This window comes from Jejuia sp. G7-7 (genome assembly GCF_055808955.1).
In genome coordinates, this window is record NZ_JBVVSZ010000002.1 from 1,609,264 (window position 1) to 1,628,380 (window position 19,117).

Sequence of the window (19,117 nt, forward strand, 5' to 3'; positions counted from 1 at the left end):
AAACCAAAAATTATGGCAAAGTCAAAAGCAAGTAAAAAATTTATGAATATGGCCTACGGGTTAGGAGCAGCAATTGTAATTGTTGGAGCTCTATTTAAGATTATTCATTTTGAAATAGGACCATTAACAGGTAATGTAATGTTAACTATTGGTCTAGTAACAGAAGCGATTATTTTCGCATTATCAGCATTTGAACCAGTAGATGAAGATTTAGATTGGTCTTTAGTATATCCTGAGTTAGCTGGTGGACAAGCTGCTGCTAAAGAAGCACAACAAAATCCTAAAGGTGTTTTATCTCAAAAATTGGACGAACTATTAAAAGAAGCTAAAATTGATGGCGAATTAATGGCAAGTTTAGGAGAAAGCATCAAGAACTTTGAAGGCGCTGCAAAAGGTATTTCACCTACTGTAGATTCTATTCAAGCAACTCAAAAATATGGTGAAGAATTATCATTGGCAGCTGCACAAATGGAATCATTAAATAGCTTATATAAAGTACAATTAGAAAGTGTAAACAAACAAACTTCAATTAATGAAGAATCTGTAGAAAATGCTGCTAAATTAAAAGAGCAAATGCAATCTTTAGCGTCTAACTTATCATCACTTAACGGTGTGTATGGTGGAATGTTATCTGCAATGAATAAATAATTAGGGGTTACCCAAATTTTAATAACCAAAAACCTAATTAAACATGGCAGGAGGAAATTTATCACCACGACAGAAAATGATAAACTTGATGTATTTAATATTTATAGCAATGCTAGCTTTAAATATGTCAAAAGAAGTATTATCAGCATTCGGATTAATGAATGAGAAGCTTACAGAATCTAACGAAGCAACAGAAGCTAGAAATGCAAGTTTTGTTGCAAGTTTAGAACAAAAAGCTTCAGATCAACCAGAAAAGTATAAGCCTTTAAAGGCTAAGGCAGACCAAATAGATGCCTTAGCGCACAAATTTGATGCTTATTTAGCTGATTTGAAAGGTAAAATGACAACTAAACTTGATGATCCTACAGATTATGAAATTATGGACAAAGGGGATTACCTTGACCAAAATTTCTTCAAGGGGGACAAATTAAAAGAAGATGGTCAAGAATTTTTAAACCAAATAAATGGTTTTAGAGATGGAGTTATTCAAGTTTTATCAGGAGATGATAGCATGAAATCTATAATAAAAGAAGTTGAAGATAAATTTAATACTGAGCAAGAAGTTAACAGAGACGGTATTAAAGTAGATTGGTTAGATTACCACTACAAAGGATTTCCTTTAGTGGCTTCTTTAACAAAGATGACTCAGATGCAGGCAGATATTAAAACTACAGAATCTGAGATTTTATCGAAGATGTTAGAAGGTGAGTTATCTAGTCAAGTATCCATGACAAACTATACAACCTTGATGGAGACATCAAAATCAGCTTACTTTAATGGTGAGCAGTTTGATGGACAAATTGTTCTAGGTCGTAAAGATTCTTCTACAAAACCAAAAAGAGTAGAATTAACTTTAGATGGTAGAAAACTTTCTGAAAATCAATATTCAATTGAAGACGGTAAAGTGAAGTTGAAAATTGGAACAGGTGGAGTTGGTGAGCACAAAATTGAAGGGAAACTTATCTTTGGTGAAGGTGGAGAAGAAATTGAAGTTCCTGTAAATTCATCGTTTGCTACAGTATCTAAACCAAACTCAGCAACAATCTCTGCCGATAAAATGAATGTAGTTTATAGAGGTGTTAAAAACCCAATGACAATTTCATTTGCTGGTATTCCGGATAATAAAGTTAGTGCTAGTGCTCAAGGTTTAACTAGAGCTGGCGGTAGTAAATATATTATGGATGCTACTAGAATTAAAGGTAGAGAAGTTACCATTAATGTTACTGGAAAATTACCTGACGGCAAACCTGTAGGAGATAAAGCAACATTTAGAATTAAAGATTTACCAAAACCAACAGGAACGGTTAGAAAAGAAGATGGTGCAATTAAAATGCAACGTCAAGCTTTAGAAAAATCTACTATTGGAGCTAAGTTTGATGATTTTGATTTTGAGTTACCTTTAAGAGTTTCAGGATTTAAATTTAAAGTACCAGGACAACCTACAATAAATGTAAAAGGAAATAAATTAGATAGTAGAGCGAAAAGTGCTTTACGTAAAGCTAAACGTGGTTCTGGTGTTCAAGTATTTGATATAGAAGCAAAAGCTAGTGGTGTTAGTGTGATCATTAAAAAAGTATCACCTGTATTTATTGAGCTTACAAATTAAAATATTAGGCTAATTTAAGCGTTAGCCTAATACTTAATATTTACAAAAAAAGTAAAAAAGATGAATTTAAAGAATGTTTTATTAACCATTACAACTGTTGTTGCAGTATCGAGTGCATTTGCTCAAGCAAATATTCTTAATGCTAAAAGTCCTGATGAAATTGGAGTGAGAACAGCAGAACAAAAGGAGATTGACAACGATAAGCCTCTAGAATATGGGTATGTTGATGATAGAGATATTTTGTTTTCAAAAATGGTTTGGGAAAAAGTAGTGCTTGATGAGCGTGCTAATTTTCCATTATATTACCCAATAGATACAAATAACATTGGTAGTAATAGACGATCATTATATGATGTTTTGATGAAAAACATCAAAAATGGAAAAATTAAAAACATTTATGATGATTCTTACTTTACAACAAAGCGTACGTTGAAAGATATAGAAGGAGCGTTGTCTAAAATTGATACTACAGAATATGGTATCGAACAATTAAATGCAGGTGAAGAACTATCGGATGAATTCATTGATAGAAGAGATATTACTGCTGCTGAAATTGAAGAATATCATATCAAAGGATTATGGTATTTTGACAAACGTCATTCTGAAATGAAATTTAGACTACTAGGAATTGCTCCTGTAGCTCCAGATGTTAACTTTTTAAATGATGATCAGCCTGATTTAGTGGAATTGTTCTGGGTGTTTTTCCCAGATGCAAGAGAGGTATTGCACGAAGCAAAAGCGTTTAATAATGCTAATAGTGCTATCCCACATTCTTTTGATCATATTCTAAACGCAAGGCGTTTTCAAGGTTATATTTATAAAGAAGAAAATGTTCAAGGTGATCGTAAAATCAATGAATATATTTCTGAAAATTCTTTAATGCAACTTTTAGAATCTGAACGTATTAAAACAAAAATTAGAGATTTTGAATTAGATATGTGGACATACTAATTTAAACTTGTAATAATATTATTAAAACGCCCGCTTGTAAAGTGGGCGTTTTTTTATATTCGCTAAATATGGATTTAGAATACGATTATATTATTGTAGGTTTAGGTTTAGCTGGAATAAGTTTCTGCGAACAGTTAAGAGCAAACAATAAAACCTTTGTAGTTTTTGACGATAGCTCTCAAAAATCATCTACTGTAGCTGGAGGTTTATACAACCCTGTAGTTTTAAAACGTTTTACTTCTGTTTGGAAAAGTGAAGAACAACTCAATTTAGCATTAAAAATGTATCACGAATTAGAGCAGCTTCTTAAAGTAACGTTAGATTATAAAATTCCAGTATATAGAAAATTTGCTTCTGTTGAAGAACAAAACGATTGGTTTACAGCTTCAGATAAGCCATCACTAAATAAATACCTTTCAGATAAAATTGTTTCGAATAAAAATGCTGCAGTAAAAGCAAGTTATGGCTTTGGAGAAGTATTGCATACGGGAAGAATTGATGTAAATAAACTTATTAAATCGTATAAAACTTATTTAGACTATAATGACTCTCTTTTTGAAGAATCGTTTAACTACGACGTTTTAAATACTGAATATAGCGGTATTAAATATAAAAACATTAAAGCAAAACATATTGTATTTTCCGAAGGATTTGGTATTACTAAAAATCCATTTTTCAAAAATTTGCCTTTAGTGCCTACAAAAGGTGAGCTTTTAACTATTTATGCACCAGATTTAAAAATAGATTATGTGCTAAAAGGCCCTGTGTTTTTAATCCCAATAGAAAACAATTTATATTTAGTAGGTGCAACTTACGAATGGAAAGATTTAACTCATAATACCACAGATAAAGCCAAAATAGGGCTTATAGAAAAGCTAGAAACACTAATTTCCTGTGATTTCGAAGTCATTAAACAAGTTGCAGGCATAAGGCCAACAGTAAAAGATAGAAGACCTTTAGTAGGCCAACATGAGCATTATGAGAATATGTATGTATTAAATGGTTTAGGGACAAGAGGAGTAATGATTGGACCTTATGTTGCAAAACAACTTTATGAACTTATAGAAGAGGGAAAACTTTTAGATAATGAAATAAGTATAAAGCGTTTTATTTCTTAGTTAACGTTTCGTCATAACTCATAAACATATTTATCCAGATATTTCTAGAAAGTCGCATAATAATGGGCATAAAAGCCACAAGTGTTCCAACAATAGCAATAAAAGTGATTTTTAAATTTGCACCCAATATCAAATTACTAATTACATAAGCAGCAACAGCAAAAGCGATACCAACAGCATAACTTACATACATAGCACCATAAAAAAACGAAGGTTCTATACGATATTTAGTTTCACAATGCGAGCAATGTTCATTTATTTTCAAAGTATCTGGTAGCACATAAGAATTTTTTGTGGTGTACATTGATTCTTGATGGCATTTAGGGCAACTTCCTGTAATGATACTATATAGTTTTGTTCCTTTTTTAAACATATATTTTAATGTATTTTTGCACGCGTAAAAAGCTATACAAAAATAGCTGTATTAATTTGAATCGCCTGTAACATAAGTCACATTTCTATGCTTAATATTCATAATTTATCAATTTCATTTCAAGGAGAATACCTTTTTGAAGACATTACATTTAAGCTTGGAAATGGCGACCGTGTTGGATTAATTGGGAAAAACGGAGCAGGTAAATCTACCATGCTTAAAATTTTATCTAAAGAATTAGAGCCAGATTCTGGACAAATTGCTGGAGATAAAGCATTGAAAATTGGATTTTTAAAACAGGACATAGATTTTGTTTTAGGAAGAACAGTTTTAGAAGAAGCCTATGAAGCTTTTACAGAAATAAAAGATCTAGAAGCTAAAATGGAGGAAATAAACACCCAATTAGCTGAACGTACGGATTATGAAAGTGAAGGTTACAACCAATTAATGATTGATATCAACGATTTACAACATCAATATGAAATTGTTGGAGGCTATAACTATCAAGGGAATACCGAAAAGATTTTACAAGGCCTAGGATTTAAACGTGAAGATTTTAATAATCTTACCGATACATTTTCTGGAGGTTGGCGTATGCGAATTGAATTGGCGAAACTATTACTTCAAGATAACGACATTTTACTTTTAGATGAGCCTACCAATCACTTGGATATAGAATCTATCATTTGGTTAGAAAATTTTCTAAAAAGTTACTCAGGAGCTGTTGCTATTGTATCTCACGATAAAATGTTTTTAGATAATGTGACCAACAGAACTATTGAAATCTCTTTAGGACGTATTTATGATTATCCAAAGCCCTATACTAAATATTTGGTGCTACGGAATGAATTAAAAGAACAACAACTAGCATCTCAAAAAAATCAACAAAAGCAGATAGAGCAAACAGAAAAACTAATTGAAAAGTTTAGAGCCAAGGCATCAAAGGCTACGATGGCACAATCACTTATTAAAAAGTTGGATAAGATTGATAGGATTGAAGTAGATGAAGATGATAATAGCGTGATGACATTAAATTTTCCAATCTCCATAACCCCAGGTAAAGTGGTTGTTGAGGCTGAAGATGTGTCCAAAAATTACGGGGATAATCAAGTTTTAAAAGCTATTGACTTGTTAATTGAACGTGATAGTAAAACAGCTTTTGTTGGGCAAAACGGACAAGGAAAATCCACATTAGCTAAAATTATTGTTGGAGATATAAAATACGATGGACACTTAAAACTAGGTCATAATGTACAAATTGGTTATTTCGCGCAAAATCAAGCTGAGTATTTAGATGGTAATAAAACTGTTTTAGATACCATGATTGATGCTGCCAATGAAACTAATAGAAGTAAGGTAAGAGATATTTTAGGCTCGTTTTTATTTAGAGGCGATGAGGTAGAAAAATACGTTAAAGTATTATCTGGAGGAGAACGAAACCGCTTAGCATTAGCAAAATTAATGTTGCAGCCCTTTAATGTGCTTATCATGGATGAGCCAACTAATCACTTAGATATAAAATCTAAAAATGTGCTTAAAGAAGCTTTAAAACGATTTGAAGGCACCTTAATATTAGTATCTCACGATCGTGATTTCCTTCAAGGTTTAACCAATATGGTATATGAGTTTAAAGACCATAAATTAAAAGAGTATTTAGGCGATATTGATTATTATTTAGAACAACGTCAAGTAGAAAACTTAAGAGAAGTAGAGAGGCGTACAGTTATTAAAGCAACTCCAAAAGAAAAAAAGCAACATTCATATCAAGACCAGAAGAAGCTTAAATCTTTAAATAATAAGTTGAGTAATGTTGAATCTAAGATAAACCAGTTAGAAAAGGATATAAAAGTAATAGATTTAGAACTTGAAATTAATTACCAAGAGGTAACAGCAAAGCCTGATTTTTTTGAAAATTATCAAAAAATGAAATTTGATTTGCAAGAATTTATGCAAAAATGGGAGGACATTCAGCTAGAAATTGAGCAGTTTGTCGATTAAAAAATGTTAAAATTTAGTGTATTTCATCGATAAAAATAGGTTTTAGTCTGTTTCATTGCTACTTTCGTTAAGAAATTAGTCCTAAAATCAACCTAAAGATGAAAACTTTTAAACTTACAATACTTAGTATTTTACTGTCACTATCGGCATTTGCTAATGTTTCTAATAGTGAAAAAGAAGCCTTAATAGCCTTATATAATAGCACAAATGGTGCTCAATGGAATACCACTTGGGATACTACAGCTTCAATTGATACATGGAACGGCGTTAAAATCGAAAACGGACAAGTTACCGAGATTAATTTACCTTTTAATAACTTAAGTGGAGAATTACCTGCTCAAATAGGTAATTTGTTAAACCTAAAAAAATTAAACCTTGGTTTTAATGGTTTAACTGGAGAAATTCCAACAGCCTTTAGCAATCTAGCTAAATTAGAATCTCTTGAATTATTCATGAATAAGTTAGAAGGAGAGATTCCAACTTCATTAGCAAGTCTTAAAAACTTAAAGTCATTAAAATTATATAGTAACAAACTATCTGGTAATATTCCATCTTCATTAATGGGATTAACAAATTTAGAAGAATTGTTACTTGGGAGCAACTATTTAACTGGTAACATACCAAATGAAATTTATGCTTTATCTAAGCTTAAAAAGTTTAGCGTAATGGATAATAAAATGGATGGAGAAATTCCTGTTGAAATTGCACAATTAACAAATTTGGAAGAATTATTGCTTTCAAGTAATCAATTTACTGGAGAATTACCAATGGAGTTTATTAACTTAACAAAGCTTAATACCATTATGGTAAGTGATAACAATTTAAACCAAGAGTACATTAGTGTATCAGGAAAAAATCCACCAACTTTAATGCGTTTAGAAACTCAAAGTGCAACAGCAACAGTAGATATTGAAAAAGAATAATTATAGAAATATATTTAAAAAATAGTTAATGGTAAAATAGGTACACAAAAGTGTGCCTATTTTTTTATATTTATTTATGAATGAACATTTTTTTACATGTCCTTATTGCTGGGAATCTATTTCTATGTTACTTGATAATTCTGTATTAAGTCAAGTTTATATTGAGGATTGTGAGGTATGCTGTAATCCTATTCAGGTAACAGCGAAATTTTCAAATTCAGAATTATCAGAATTTCAAGCTACTAGCATCGAGCAGTAATATTTTCTAATTTTATTATTGCAGAAATTAAAAAGGATTGTATATTTGCAATCCGAAATGATTTGGTCGGCATTATGAACCGAAAGTTAAAAGCTAAGTCAATCATTTTTGAGATTATATCGCGGGATAGAGCAGTAGGTAGCTCGTCGGGCTCATAACCCGAAGGTCACTGGTTCGAGTCCAGTTCCCGCTACTACCAAAACCTTTACTTGAAAAAGTAGGGGTTTTTTATTTTCTTCACTTACCAAAAAATAGTGTATTTAATTTAGAATTCACTTTTTTACCTTTAGTATAATTTCAAACAGTTCAAAGAACGATAAATACATTACCTTTAAATTTCTTTAATAAAGAAACTCTATTTATAATGTTTACGAAGATTAAATGTTTACATGTTCTATTTGTTTTTTGCATTTACAACGCTTTATTAAATGCTCAATACACGCCATTCTTCAGGAATTATGCATTAACTGAATTTAATGCAGGAAATCAAAATTGGGGTGTTTCGCAAGCTGAAAATGGAAAATTATATGTAGCTAATGATAGTGGTTTAGTTGAGTTTGATGGCTTAAAATGGGGTTTTTATCAACTACCTAATAAAACGATTATCCGATCCGTACTGGCTTTTAAAGATGTTATTTACACAGGTTCATATGAGGAATTTGGGTATTGGGAGAAAAATATAAAAGGAAAGCTTACATATACATCATTAAGTGATTTTAAAGCTAAAAACACCTCTTTGGATGAAGAGTTTTGGCAAATATTAAACTACGATGAAGCTATATTTTTTAGATCCTTTTCTAGTCTGTATCGTTACCAAAACGGAGAAGTTACCAGAATACAGCCAGAATCAACCATTTTGTCTTGTGATATAGTTAATGGTGAATTGTATGTGTCAACAGTAAGAGATGGTATTTTTATTTTGAACAATAATACTTTACAGCCCTTTCTTAATAAGGATGAATTATATAATGCAAAGGTGGTTTCAATTTCAAGTTACCAAGAAAAGTTATTGATCTCAACCGCCCTAAATGGCTGTTTTGTTTATGATAATAAAAAGGATGAATTAGCATCTTGGCAATCTGAAATTTCTAATATTATAAAAGAACAACAGCTCAATACATTTAGAATATTGAAAAGTAAAGATATGGTTTTTGGTACCATAAAAAATGGTGTTTATATCACTAACAATTCTGGAGATGTAAAATATCATATAAATAAAGAAAATGGTCTGTTTAATAATACTGTGTTGTGTCATGAGCTAGGTAAATCTGATGAGTTATGGCTTGGTTTAGATAATGGAATAGCTCGAATAGATTTAAATTATAACCATGTTTTGTATAATGATAATTCAGGAAAACTAGGAGCAGTTTATGATGTGATACATTATGATAATAAATTATACTTGGGGAGTAATACAGGCTTGTTTTATTTAGATGATGGAGATAGTAAGTTAAAATTTATTGAAGGCTCTCAAGGACAAGTATGGGACTTAAAACTAATAAATGAGCAATTATTATGTGGACATAATAATGGTACGTACTTGGTTGAAAACAATCGGCTTAAAAAAATATCAGATTTCACAGGTGGTTGGGTTCTTAAAAAAGTTCCAGAATTGAATAATATCTTTATTCAAGGTACATACGGAGGATTAGTAAAATTTTATTTTCAAAATGGAGAATGGAATACAGAGCACTTAGGGGACAAGACCATTCCAATAAAATATCTAGTATTTGAAGATACTCATACAGCTTGGGTAGCACATGCTTATAAAGGCCTTTATAGAGTTAAATTTAATGAGAGGCATGATCGTATTGTAAGTTTTAAAAATTATAAAGACAAAGGCTTGTTGTCTGATTTTAATGTGAAGGTTCATAAAATCAAGAATCAAATATGTTTTAAAACTAATGAAGGTTGGCAAAAGTATGAAGTATTAATTGATAGTATTATTCCTCATAAGTTGCTAAATAGTTCTTTTGGTGCTGATACAGATATTATTTCAGAATCTGATACGGATGTCATTGTTACCAAAAGTAGTAGCGATAAAATTAGTTTTTTGTCTTTGGAAGAAGATAAAAAAATATTGAACCTTCCAAATCAATTACTTCAAAAAAGGTTGGTAGTAGATGCAGAAAGTGTATCAAAATTAAACGATTCAATTTACACTTTCAACTTGTATGATGGCTTTATGCTAATAAATAAAACCATAGAACAAAATGTTGACACACTTCAATCTCCTGTAATTGAAAATATTGAAGTTGCTAAAGAATTGACGAATATTAATAGTGAAGCAGTTTATGAATTTCCTTTCAATAAAAACATAAGTCTTTCATTGTCCTCTCCATTGTCCAATAATCATTTTTTTGAGTATGCAATTGCTACTTCAGATATATTGAATTGGTATAAAATGGACAATGAAAAATTAGAGTTATCTAACCTCAATAATGGTGATTATAGTGTTCATTTTAGGACAGCAAATTTTTCTGGAGGCGTATCTAGAGAAAAAATCATTAAAATAAAAATTTTGCCACCATGGTATAAAAACATCTGGTTTTATTTAATGGTGCTTTTACTTTCTGGCACATTGTTTTTCTGGTTGCACAAACGAAAAATAGGAAAAGAACAAAGAGCACTACAAGAAAAACTTTTTAAGGAACAAGAGGTTTTATTAAAAGAAAAGGCTATTGAGAATGATAAGAAAATAGTGCAGCTTAAAAATCAATCCTTAAAGAGCGAAATTAAACTAAAGAGTAAGCAATTAGCGAATACAGCAATGGCATTGGTTAAAAAGAATGAATCTATGCTTGAAATAAAAAATGAACTTGAAAACAATAAAAGTGGTTTTGATAACCCAACGGCTTACAAACGGTTACTTCGTAAAATCGATAATTCTATTGGGCATGAAGACGAATGGGAATTATTCGAATATAACTTTAATCAAGTACATGAAGCCTTTTTTAATCAACTAAAAACTGAACACCCTAAATTAACACATAAGGATTTAAAGATTTGTGCCTACATCAAAATGAATTTATTGACCAAAGAGATTGCGCCATTAATGAATGTGTCAATTAGAGGCTTAGAAACGCACAGATATAGATTAAAACGTAAGCTAAATTTAGAAAATGATAAATCTCTCAATGATTATTTACGAAATTTCAAATAAACACACTTTAAATTATTGATTTCATTGTTTTTTTAGTACGTCATTAGTACGTCATGTGTAGTTAAAGTCCTTTGTTTTTCGTTATTTCTTACCTTGATAGCCTACGTCAAGTACTGAACTCTACTTTTTTTAGTGATGACGTAATTTATGTGTAATTCATTTTTTGATAAACACTCTCATAGTTTATAATTTAGTACAAACTAACATTCAAAATAAGACTATATGAAAACAAGATTTACTTTATTGTTAATTTTTCTATTTTCATTACATGCCTTTGCACAAGACATATTAATAAGCGGCACTATTGTAGGTGCCGAAGATAATATTCCTGTCCCTGGAGTTAATGTAATAGTAAAAGGAACAACTAGGGGTGTAAGCACTGATTTTGATGGTAATTATTCTATCAATGTCAACAAGGGAGAAACTTTAGAGTTTAGCTTTCTTGGATTTAAAACTATGGAGGTGCTCATTCAAAACCAAACTACTTTAAATGTTTCCCTCGAACAAGACGTAGCTTCATTAGATGAAGTTGTAGTTATTGGTTATGGTACACAAAAGAAAGCTGATTTAACAGGTTCTATTACCACGATTAAATCTGAAGATATCACAAGAACTCCATCTAGTGCTGCCATGCAATCCTTACAAGGGAAAGTTGCAGGTTTACAAGTTGTAAGTAGTGGTGCGCCAGGAACATCTCCAACTGTAAGACTTAGAGGGCTTGGATCCTATACTGGAGGTGGCGCATCTAATCCACTTTATGTCGTTGATGGTGCATTTTATGATGATATAGGGTTTTTAAATAATGAAGATATTAAAACTATTTCCGTTTTAAAAGATGCTTCTGCTTCTGCTATTTATGGTGTAAGAGCTGCAAATGGTGTCATATTAATTGAAACTCATTCTGGTAAAAAGAATCAAAAACCTCAAATTTCCTATAACGGTTATCAAGGTGTTCAACGCGCACACAATGTTGTAAAATTATCAAATTCTGAGCAGTTTGCAACCTTGGCTAGAGAGTCTGGTTCTACTGCCGAAGCAGATTTTATAGATAATGCGATGCAACGTTATGGAAGGAGTAGAATTAACCCAAATATACCTAATGTTAATACAGATTGGTATGATTTGATTTTACGAGATGCATTAATACAAAATCATAGTTTAAGTGTTGTAGGTGGTGCTGAAAATGTTACTTATTCTGTGGGTTTAAGTCAATTTGAGCAAGAAGGTATTTTACGAACAAGAAATGATTATGAGCGTTTTAATATTAGAGCAAAATTAAATGCAGATATAAGCGATCGTTTAAAAGTTGGAGTTTCTACACTCTTGAGTAATGCCACAAGATATCGTCCTGAAGAAGGTGCTTTTGCATTAGCTTATTTTGCTGTTCCAGTAATGCCAGTTTTAGACCCTTCTAAAACCGATGCATTTCCTAGACCTTATGCAAACGCTCAAGATTTAGGGTATCGAGGTACACAAAATCCATTTCCTTTAATAGAAAATACAGAAAATAGAAATAAAATTAGAAATACATTAATGACATTCGATTTGCAATATGAAGTCATACCAGATAAATTAAACTTTAAAACAGCGTATTTCCATAATTACGAGACTACAGAAACTAGAGAAGTAAGATTGCCTTTTTCTTTGGTAACGGTAATGCATTTAGAGAGAATGCTGAGTTGATAAAAAGAAATGAAACATTTTCTGAGCAAACTTGGGATAATACCTTAACCTACAATAATGAGTTTGGAAAACATGGTTTAACTGTTTTACTAGGGACATCTTTCAGGGATAGATCTTTTGAACAATTGGAGGCTAAAGGATTGAATTTTCCCAATGGTCCAGGAATTGGTGATGAATCATATTTCTTAGATTTATCGAAAACAATAGATATAGATGGTGTAGGAGATAATGGAGTAAGACAATATTTCTTTTCATATTTCAGTAGAGTAGCCTACAATTTTGATGACAAATATTTATTGTATGGAACATTCAGAGCAGATGGTACAAGTAAATATCAAGAAAAATGGGGCTATTTCCCTACTATAGGTGCTGGTTGGGTGATTTCTGAAGAATCCTTTATGAAAGATAATGGTGTTTTTGATTTCTTGAAATTAAGAGCAAGTTGGGGTGAACTGGGAAATGCCAATGTTAATGCAAGTTCTGGTGGAATTACTTCTGAAGAAATCGATGTTGCTTTCGGAGACGTGCGTTTTCCAGGTTTGGTGACAAGTAGCGATTTTGAAGCTTTAAAATGGGAAGTTACAGCGGAAACAAATATTGGTCTTACTGCTAGATTATTTAATAGTCAATTGTCAATTGAAGCAGATTACTTTGATAGAGAAACAAAGGATGCAATTATTCCAGTCTCTAGGCTTTTGGTGCCAGGTGAAACAAGACAGAACATAGGTAGAATTAAAAATTCTGGCTTTGAACTGGTTTTAAATTGGAATAAACGTGTTTCAGAAGATTTTAGTTATTCTATTGGAGCAAATTTTTCAACTTTAAAAAATGAAATACTCGATCTAGCAGGACAAGAAAATTTAACTACAGGTGGAGATACAGCACAACGTTCGGTTGTTGGTGGTTCTATTAATTCATTTTTCGGATTAGAAGTTGATGGAGTATATCAAAATGAAGATGAAATTTTAGCCGATCCAGCTGCGGTTACAGCAAGAGGTAATGGGCTAACCGTAGAACCTGGAGATTTTAGATTTGTAGATCATAATGGAGATATGGAGATAGATGCACAAGATAGGGTTGATTTAGGGTCTTTCTTACCATCATATTATTTCGGGTTTAATCTAGGGTTTAATTATAAAGCGTTCGATTTTTCTCTAAACATAATTGGTCAAGGCGGGAATGTAATAGCGAATATTAAACGTTTTGCAATAAGACAATCCCCAGATCCAAATATTGATAGAGATTTTGCAGTTAACAGATGGAGGGGCGAAGGTACATCTAATACCTATCCTTCAGCAAGAGGGATAAGAAACTCTTGGAGTAACCAATTTTTGAATAGTTTCTTTGTTGAGGATGGAGATTTTATTCGACTTCAAAATGTAACTCTTGGATATACACTACCTAAATCAAAAGGAAATTTTAGTCCAGATGTAAGATTTTATATTACAGCAGAGCGTCCTTTAACGCTATTTGATTATAATGGATTTAATCCAGAAGTAGCAAATGGTAGAGATCAACAAACATATCCAATTCCTGGGGTGTACACATTAGGTGTTAATATTAAAATTTAAAAAACAATAGCTATGATATATATTAAAACAAACAAATTGCCGATACTTTTAGTATTGTTGGTGATTTTATTCTCTGGCTGTTCAAGTGAATTGGACCAACCAGAGCTCAATAACAATTTCGCTGGCGGTACAGATTTTTCGAAAACTGACGATATGGTATTTTCTCTTATAGGACTTTATGGAGAGGTGTCTTATAGAAACTGGGAAAGACCTTTAGTGGTTTCTACCAGAGGAGATGATGTTAACGCTGCTGGTGACCAACAAGGACTTAAGAATCAAGATCGTTATGTATATGATAACTCATTCTTTGGCTCTAGAACACTATGGGAAGGGTATTATGGAACAATAATTACTTCACACACAGCAATGGAACAGATTCAAAGGTACATGGAATTAGCTGATGATCAAGGTATTGCTTTGGGAGAACAGTATTTAGCCGAGGCAAAAGTGCTTAGATCTATTTTATTGTTACAGCTTTCCCAAGTTTATGGAGCCGTATTTATTCCAGAATCATCAAATCTTAATGATTTTGCAAGCGTAACTTCAGTACCAACTAAGGATGAAGTAATGCAGCATATCTCAGACCAAATGGATGAAGCGCTTCCATTTTTATTAGATATGCGACCAAATGAACGTACAGATTTAAATGGAGGAGTAACGAGATATACAGCCTTACATATAAAAGCGCTTGCGAATCAAGAACTAAAAAATTATCAAGCTGTGGCAGATGCAGCAGGCGAAATCATCAGTTCGGGGAAATTCAGTCTTTTTCCAGATTTTTATGAGCTATTTAAAACGCCTGGAAAATTAAGCAACGAAAGCCTTTTTGAGATGCAGTTTTCAGATTTTGGAGTTGGAGAAGGGGACAGAAAAAGTCATTTATACGCTCCTTATGGGCCTCAAGGTTGGACGCCTGCGGTTGCTGGTGCTGGAGGCGGATGGGGTTTCTTTGAGCCTAGTATGAAATATGTTGAGTTTATGCTTGATAGAGGTGAAAGTGACCGCTTAGAAACTTCGGTATTGTTTACAGATAAAGGTATTGATAGTATCATAGCAACTACTGATTATACGGCAGTTACTTTGCCTAATTTTGTAAGGTCTACAACGAGAGATGGAGATAAGTTAAATAATAGCTCAAGAACTATATTTTCAAGCGGGAAACATTATTTGCCATCAAATCAATTAATTCCAGGAAGAACATCATACGGAAGTAATAAACATTATATCGTTCACCGTTATGGAGAAACACTCTTAATGTATGCGGAAGCTTTATTACAAGGTGCTTCAAATTCGGCAATGACCGCAAATCAAGCTGTAAATACAGTTAGAGCAAGGGCAGGCCTCGATCCTTTAAACAGTATAACTTTAGATCAAGTAGCAGATGAAAAATATGCTGAACTTGCTATGGAGTGGGGGAAACGATTTTTTGATATGGTAAGATTAGAAAAATATGATGAATTAAGTTATGAGGGTAGAACATTTACAGCAGATAAAGCTTTTGTGACCTACCACCAAGACCAAATTGACGAGTTTCCAATTTTGGGTGAAATATCTAATTAAAAAAATAAAGAAAATGAAAACATTTAAAAATAAATTCATTGTGTTAGTCGCATTATTACTGGTTTTTTCTTGTGATGATGGTATAGACCCCATTACAGCGGTAGATCCAGGTCCAGATGCTGGAGCACCTCAAATTACTTTAAAATACCCAACAGATGGGACAAAATTAAAAGTGAATGATCCAGTAGTAGCTATAAACATTGAGTTTGAAGTTACTGATGATATCGAAGTAGAAACTATCGCAGTATTAATCAACAATACTCAAATAACGTCAATGGCAGATTTTAAAGACTACAGACGTGTTCTTGCGGAAGTACCTTTTGATAATGTAACTACTGGACAACATGAATTGAAAATTGTAGCAACCGATATCAATGGAAATAGTACAACAGCAACTGCTAATTTTGAAAAAGAGCCACCTTACGTACCTCTTTTTGCAAATGAAACAATTTACATGGATTTTGAAACTGATTATACTGAATTCATTACTGTTACCAGAGCTACAGAAGTAGGAACACCTGGTTTTGCTGGCGAAGGTTTAGCAAGTAATAATGCCTATGCAGGTGCAGCAGACTCTTATTTAACATTGCCAACTGCTCCAATGCAATTAGGAAATGAAATTTCTGCAATATTTTGGTATAAAGTGAATGCGTCTCCAGATAGAGCAGGTATATTAGTTATAGGTCCAGAAGACCCTAATAATGCAGATTATCCAGTTAAGCAAAATAATAGAAATAGTGGGTTCAGGTTATTTAGAGAAAACGCTGGAGGAGATCAACGTATTAAACTAAATGTTGGTATAGGTACAAAAAATGTTTGGGTTGATGGTGGTGATGCAGCTGATATAGATCCAACTAAAAACGAATGGGCTAGTGTTGCATTTACAATATCTGCAACCGAAGCTCGTGTTTACATTAATGGAATATTAGCAAAAGAAAGTGCTTTAGAAAGTCCTGTAGATTGGACAGGTACTGATATATTATCAATCATGTCTGGTGCGCCACGCTTTACAGGTTGGAATCATAAATCTGATAGTAGTTTTATGGATGAATTACGCTTTTTTAGTACGGCTTTATCACAAGCTGAAATTCAAAATATTTTAGGAGTAACAAACCCTTACACACCAGATGATGGAGAAACAATGTATATGGCTTTTGATGGTACTTATAAAAACTGGGTAACTGGAGCAACAGCAACAGCAGTTGGTACACCAAGTTTTGCAGGAGAAAGTAAATTAGGAGCTGATGCCTATGCTGGTGCTGAAGATTCATATTTAACTTTCCCAACAACAGGGTTGTTAGCAGACGAATTTAGTGCAACTATGTGGCATAAAGTAAATGCAACCCCTGATCGTGCAGGAGTATTAGTTATTGGTCCAGAAGACACAGAAAATGCGGAATACCCAGTAAAACAAAATAACAGAAATGCAGGGTTCAGACTCTTCAGGGAAAATGCTGGTGGTATGCAACGTTTTAAATTAAATGTTGGTACTGGCGCAGCTAATGTTTGGGTTGATGGTGGTTCTGCTGCTGATGTAGATGCAGCTGCAAACGAATGGGTACACCTAGCATTTACTATTTCTGGGTCTAAGGCAAAGGTTTATATTAATGGCGAGTTAGCCAAAGAAAGTGATATTACCGGAGTAGATTGGACAGGTTGTGATATTTTATCAATTATGTCTGGGGCGCCACGTTTTACAGGCTGGAACCATAAATCTGATTCAAGTTACTTAGATGAATTACATCTTTACAATAAAGAACTTACACAAGCTGAGATACAAGCAAGTATGTAAAATATTAGTTTAGTTGACTTACATTGTTTAGTTTATTTAGTTGAAAATTTTAGCTGCATTTTTATTAATGCAGCTAAAATTAATTTAATCACTTTTTAAAGATTTTGTATGAAGTATAAATTACTTTTTTTAGTAACTCTATGTGCTATTTTTACAAGTTGTAAAAACAACAAAAAAAGATGAAGTTTCAAATATAGTATCTAATAAGCATCAATTCATTTTGGATGATGAAGCTTTATTAGATACCATTCAAAAACAAACCTTCAACTATTTTTGGGATGGCGCAGAACCTAATTCAGGTCTGGCTCCAGAGCGTTTACACATGGATGATATTTATCCAACCTCTCCAAAGCACACCGTAACTACTGGCGGAACAGGTTTTGGTATGATGGCTATTTTAGTAGGTGTAAAAAGAGGGTTTATTACAAGAGATCAAGCATTTAATCGTTTTGTAAAAATGATAGATTTTCTTGAAAAAGCAGATAGATTTCATGGTGCATGGTCACATTGGATAGATGGACAAACAGGTAAAGCAATGCCCTTCAGTAAAAAAGATGATGGTGGCGATTTAGTTGAAACCGCATTTTTAATTCAAGGGATGTTAACCGTTGCAGAATACTTTAAAGATGGCAACACAGAAGAACAAAAACTGGCAGCAAAAATTGATAAACTTTGGAAAGAAGTAGAATGGGATTGGTACACTAAAGGCGAAGACGTATTATATTGGCATTGGTCTCCAAAATATAAATGGGAAAAAGATTTTCCCGTTGGTGGTTATAACGAATGTTTAATTATGTATGTTCTAGCTGCGTCATCTCCAACACATTCTGTAAAGCCTTCGGTCTATCATAAAGGATGGGCTAGAAATGGAAATATAGTTTCAAATGAAAAATATTATGGAGAGGATTTAGTTCTAGATTATTACGAGCATGACGAATCTCCTGTAGGTCCAATGTTTTGGGCGCATTATTCTTATACAGGTTTAAACCCTAATGGTTTATCTGATAAATATGCAGACTATTGGAAATTAGTTCAAAATCAAGCGAAAATACATTACAAACATGCAGTTAAGAATCCGCATAATTACAAAGGCTATAGCGATAGTATTTGGGGTTTAACATCGAGTTATTCGGTAAAAGGTTACAAAGGACACAGGCCAGATAAAGATTTAGGTGTTGTAGCACCTACAGCAGCACTATCCTCATTTCCATACACCCCAACTGAAAGCATGCAAATGTTGAAAAAATTGTATAAAGACCATGACAGCCTAATTGGAGATTATGGTCCATACGATGCGTTCAGTTTTGAACATAATTGGTACAATCCAAGATATTTAGCGATTGATCAAGGGCCAATTCCTGTAATGATAGAAAATCATCGATCAGGTATGATATGGGATTTGTTTATGGCAAATCAAGACGTTCAAAAAGGTTTAGATAAACTAGAATTCACGTATAAGAAAAGCGAATAGA

14 protein-coding genes and 1 tRNA gene are annotated in these 19,117 nt (G+C 32.6%); 14 read left to right on the forward strand and 1 reads right to left on the reverse strand.

Annotated features, from left to right (window positions below):
* Nucleotides 1-12 precede the first annotated feature (12 nt).
* The 4 genes from porL (at nt 13) to AC0L5U_RS17675 (ending at nt 4,323) form a co-directional block, all read left to right on the forward strand.
* On the forward strand, nt 13-648 hold the full coding sequence (porL, locus tag AC0L5U_RS17660; protein WP_473417756.1) for a type IX secretion system motor protein PorL/GldL: 636 nt from the start codon (nt 13-15) through the stop codon (nt 646-648).
* Nucleotides 649-691: 43 nt separating this feature from the next.
* On the forward strand, nt 692-2,254 hold the full coding sequence (gene porM / locus AC0L5U_RS17665; protein WP_473417757.1) for a type IX secretion system motor protein PorM/GldM: 1,563 nt from the start codon (nt 692-694) through the stop codon (nt 2,252-2,254).
* Nucleotides 2,255-2,314: 60 nt separating this feature from the next.
* Entirely contained in the window at nt 2,315-3,205 is an 891-nt protein-coding gene (gene porN, locus AC0L5U_RS17670) for a type IX secretion system ring subunit PorN/GldN (RefSeq protein ID WP_473417758.1), read from the forward strand.
* Nucleotides 3,206-3,273: 68 nt separating this feature from the next.
* A complete protein-coding gene (locus AC0L5U_RS17675; protein WP_473417759.1) occupies nt 3,274-4,323 on the forward strand; it encodes an NAD(P)/FAD-dependent oxidoreductase in 1,050 nt (349 codons plus the stop codon).
* Here the strand turns inward: AC0L5U_RS17675 and AC0L5U_RS17680 are convergent.
* A complete protein-coding gene (locus tag AC0L5U_RS17680; protein WP_473417760.1) occupies nt 4,313-4,696 on the reverse strand; it encodes a DUF983 domain-containing protein in 384 nt (127 codons plus the stop codon). The genes AC0L5U_RS17675 and AC0L5U_RS17680 overlap by 11 nt on opposite strands.
* A gap of 87 nt (nt 4,697-4,783) precedes the next feature.
* Between AC0L5U_RS17680 and AC0L5U_RS17685 the strand changes: the two genes are divergently transcribed.
* The 10 genes from AC0L5U_RS17685 (at nt 4,784) to AC0L5U_RS17730 (ending at nt 19,116) form a co-directional block, all read left to right on the forward strand.
* Nucleotides 4,784-6,694: an ABC-F family ATP-binding cassette domain-containing protein gene (locus AC0L5U_RS17685; RefSeq protein WP_473417761.1), complete on the forward strand. Its 1,911-nt coding sequence runs from the start codon at nt 4,784-4,786 to the stop codon at nt 6,692-6,694.
* Between the two features lie 98 nt (nt 6,695-6,792).
* Nucleotides 6,793-7,617, forward strand: a complete 825-nt coding sequence (locus AC0L5U_RS17690) for a Two component regulator three Y domain protein (protein ID WP_473417762.1) — start codon at nt 6,793-6,795, stop codon at nt 7,615-7,617.
* Nucleotides 7,618-7,693: 76 nt separating this feature from the next.
* Entirely contained in the window at nt 7,694-7,876 is a 183-nt protein-coding gene (locus tag AC0L5U_RS17695; RefSeq protein ID WP_473417763.1) for a CPXCG motif-containing cysteine-rich protein, read from the forward strand.
* Between the two features lie 120 nt (nt 7,877-7,996).
* Nucleotides 7,997-8,069: transfer RNA gene (locus tag AC0L5U_RS17700), tRNA-Met, on the forward strand.
* Nucleotides 8,070-8,240: 171 nt separating this feature from the next.
* Nucleotides 8,241-11,039: a helix-turn-helix and ligand-binding sensor domain-containing protein gene (locus AC0L5U_RS17705; RefSeq protein ID WP_473417764.1), complete on the forward strand. Its 2,799-nt coding sequence runs from the start codon at nt 8,241-8,243 to the stop codon at nt 11,037-11,039.
* Nucleotides 11,040-11,261: 222 nt separating this feature from the next.
* On the forward strand, nt 11,262-12,722 hold the full coding sequence (locus tag AC0L5U_RS17710; protein WP_473417765.1) for a SusC/RagA family TonB-linked outer membrane protein: 1,461 nt from the start codon (nt 11,262-11,264) through the stop codon (nt 12,720-12,722).
* Nucleotides 12,719-14,293: a SusC/RagA family TonB-linked outer membrane protein gene (locus AC0L5U_RS17715; RefSeq protein ID WP_473417766.1), complete on the forward strand. Its 1,575-nt coding sequence runs from the start codon at nt 12,719-12,721 to the stop codon at nt 14,291-14,293. Before AC0L5U_RS17710 ends, AC0L5U_RS17715 begins: the two co-directional genes overlap by 4 nt.
* A 12-nt stretch (nt 14,294-14,305) precedes the next feature.
* On the forward strand, nt 14,306-15,853 hold the full coding sequence (locus tag AC0L5U_RS17720; protein ID WP_473417767.1) for a RagB/SusD family nutrient uptake outer membrane protein: 1,548 nt from the start codon (nt 14,306-14,308) through the stop codon (nt 15,851-15,853).
* 13 nt (nt 15,854-15,866) lie between these two features.
* On the forward strand, nt 15,867-17,645 hold the full coding sequence (locus tag AC0L5U_RS17725) for a LamG domain-containing protein (RefSeq protein ID WP_473417768.1): 1,779 nt from the start codon (nt 15,867-15,869) through the stop codon (nt 17,643-17,645).
* Nucleotides 17,646-17,787: 142 nt separating this feature from the next.
* Nucleotides 17,788-19,116 (forward strand): glucoamylase family protein, encoded by a 1,329-nt coding sequence (locus tag AC0L5U_RS17730; RefSeq protein WP_473417769.1) that lies wholly within the window; start codon nt 17,788-17,790, stop codon nt 19,114-19,116.
* Nucleotide 19,117 lies beyond the last annotated feature (1 nt).

Excerpts from the sequence above, each read along its gene's own strand:
- AC0L5U_RS17705 (WP_473417764.1), top strand. The coding sequence starts at position 8,241 with ATGTTTACGAAGATTAAATGTTTACATGTTCTATTTGTTTTTTGCATT.
- AC0L5U_RS17685 (WP_473417761.1), top strand. The coding sequence starts at position 4,784 with ATGCTTAATATTCATAATTTATCAATTTCATTTCAAGGAGAATACCTT.
- AC0L5U_RS17680 (WP_473417760.1), bottom strand. The coding sequence starts at position 4,696 with ATGTTTAAAAAAGGAACAAAACTATATAGTATCATTACAGGAAGTTGC.
- AC0L5U_RS17675 (WP_473417759.1), top strand. The coding sequence starts at position 3,274 with ATGGATTTAGAATACGATTATATTATTGTAGGTTTAGGTTTAGCTGGA.
- porL (WP_473417756.1), top strand. The coding sequence starts at position 13 with ATGGCAAAGTCAAAAGCAAGTAAAAAATTTATGAATATGGCCTACGGG.
- AC0L5U_RS17695 (WP_473417763.1), top strand. The coding sequence starts at position 7,694 with ATGAATGAACATTTTTTTACATGTCCTTATTGCTGGGAATCTATTTCT.
- porM (WP_473417757.1), top strand. The coding sequence starts at position 692 with ATGGCAGGAGGAAATTTATCACCACGACAGAAAATGATAAACTTGATG.
- AC0L5U_RS17710 (WP_473417765.1), top strand. The coding sequence starts at position 11,262 with ATGAAAACAAGATTTACTTTATTGTTAATTTTTCTATTTTCATTACAT.
- AC0L5U_RS17720 (WP_473417767.1), top strand. The coding sequence starts at position 14,306 with ATGATATATATTAAAACAAACAAATTGCCGATACTTTTAGTATTGTTG.
- AC0L5U_RS17690 (WP_473417762.1), top strand. The coding sequence starts at position 6,793 with ATGAAAACTTTTAAACTTACAATACTTAGTATTTTACTGTCACTATCG.
- porN (WP_473417758.1), top strand. The coding sequence starts at position 2,315 with ATGAATTTAAAGAATGTTTTATTAACCATTACAACTGTTGTTGCAGTA.
- AC0L5U_RS17725 (WP_473417768.1), top strand. The coding sequence starts at position 15,867 with ATGAAAACATTTAAAAATAAATTCATTGTGTTAGTCGCATTATTACTG.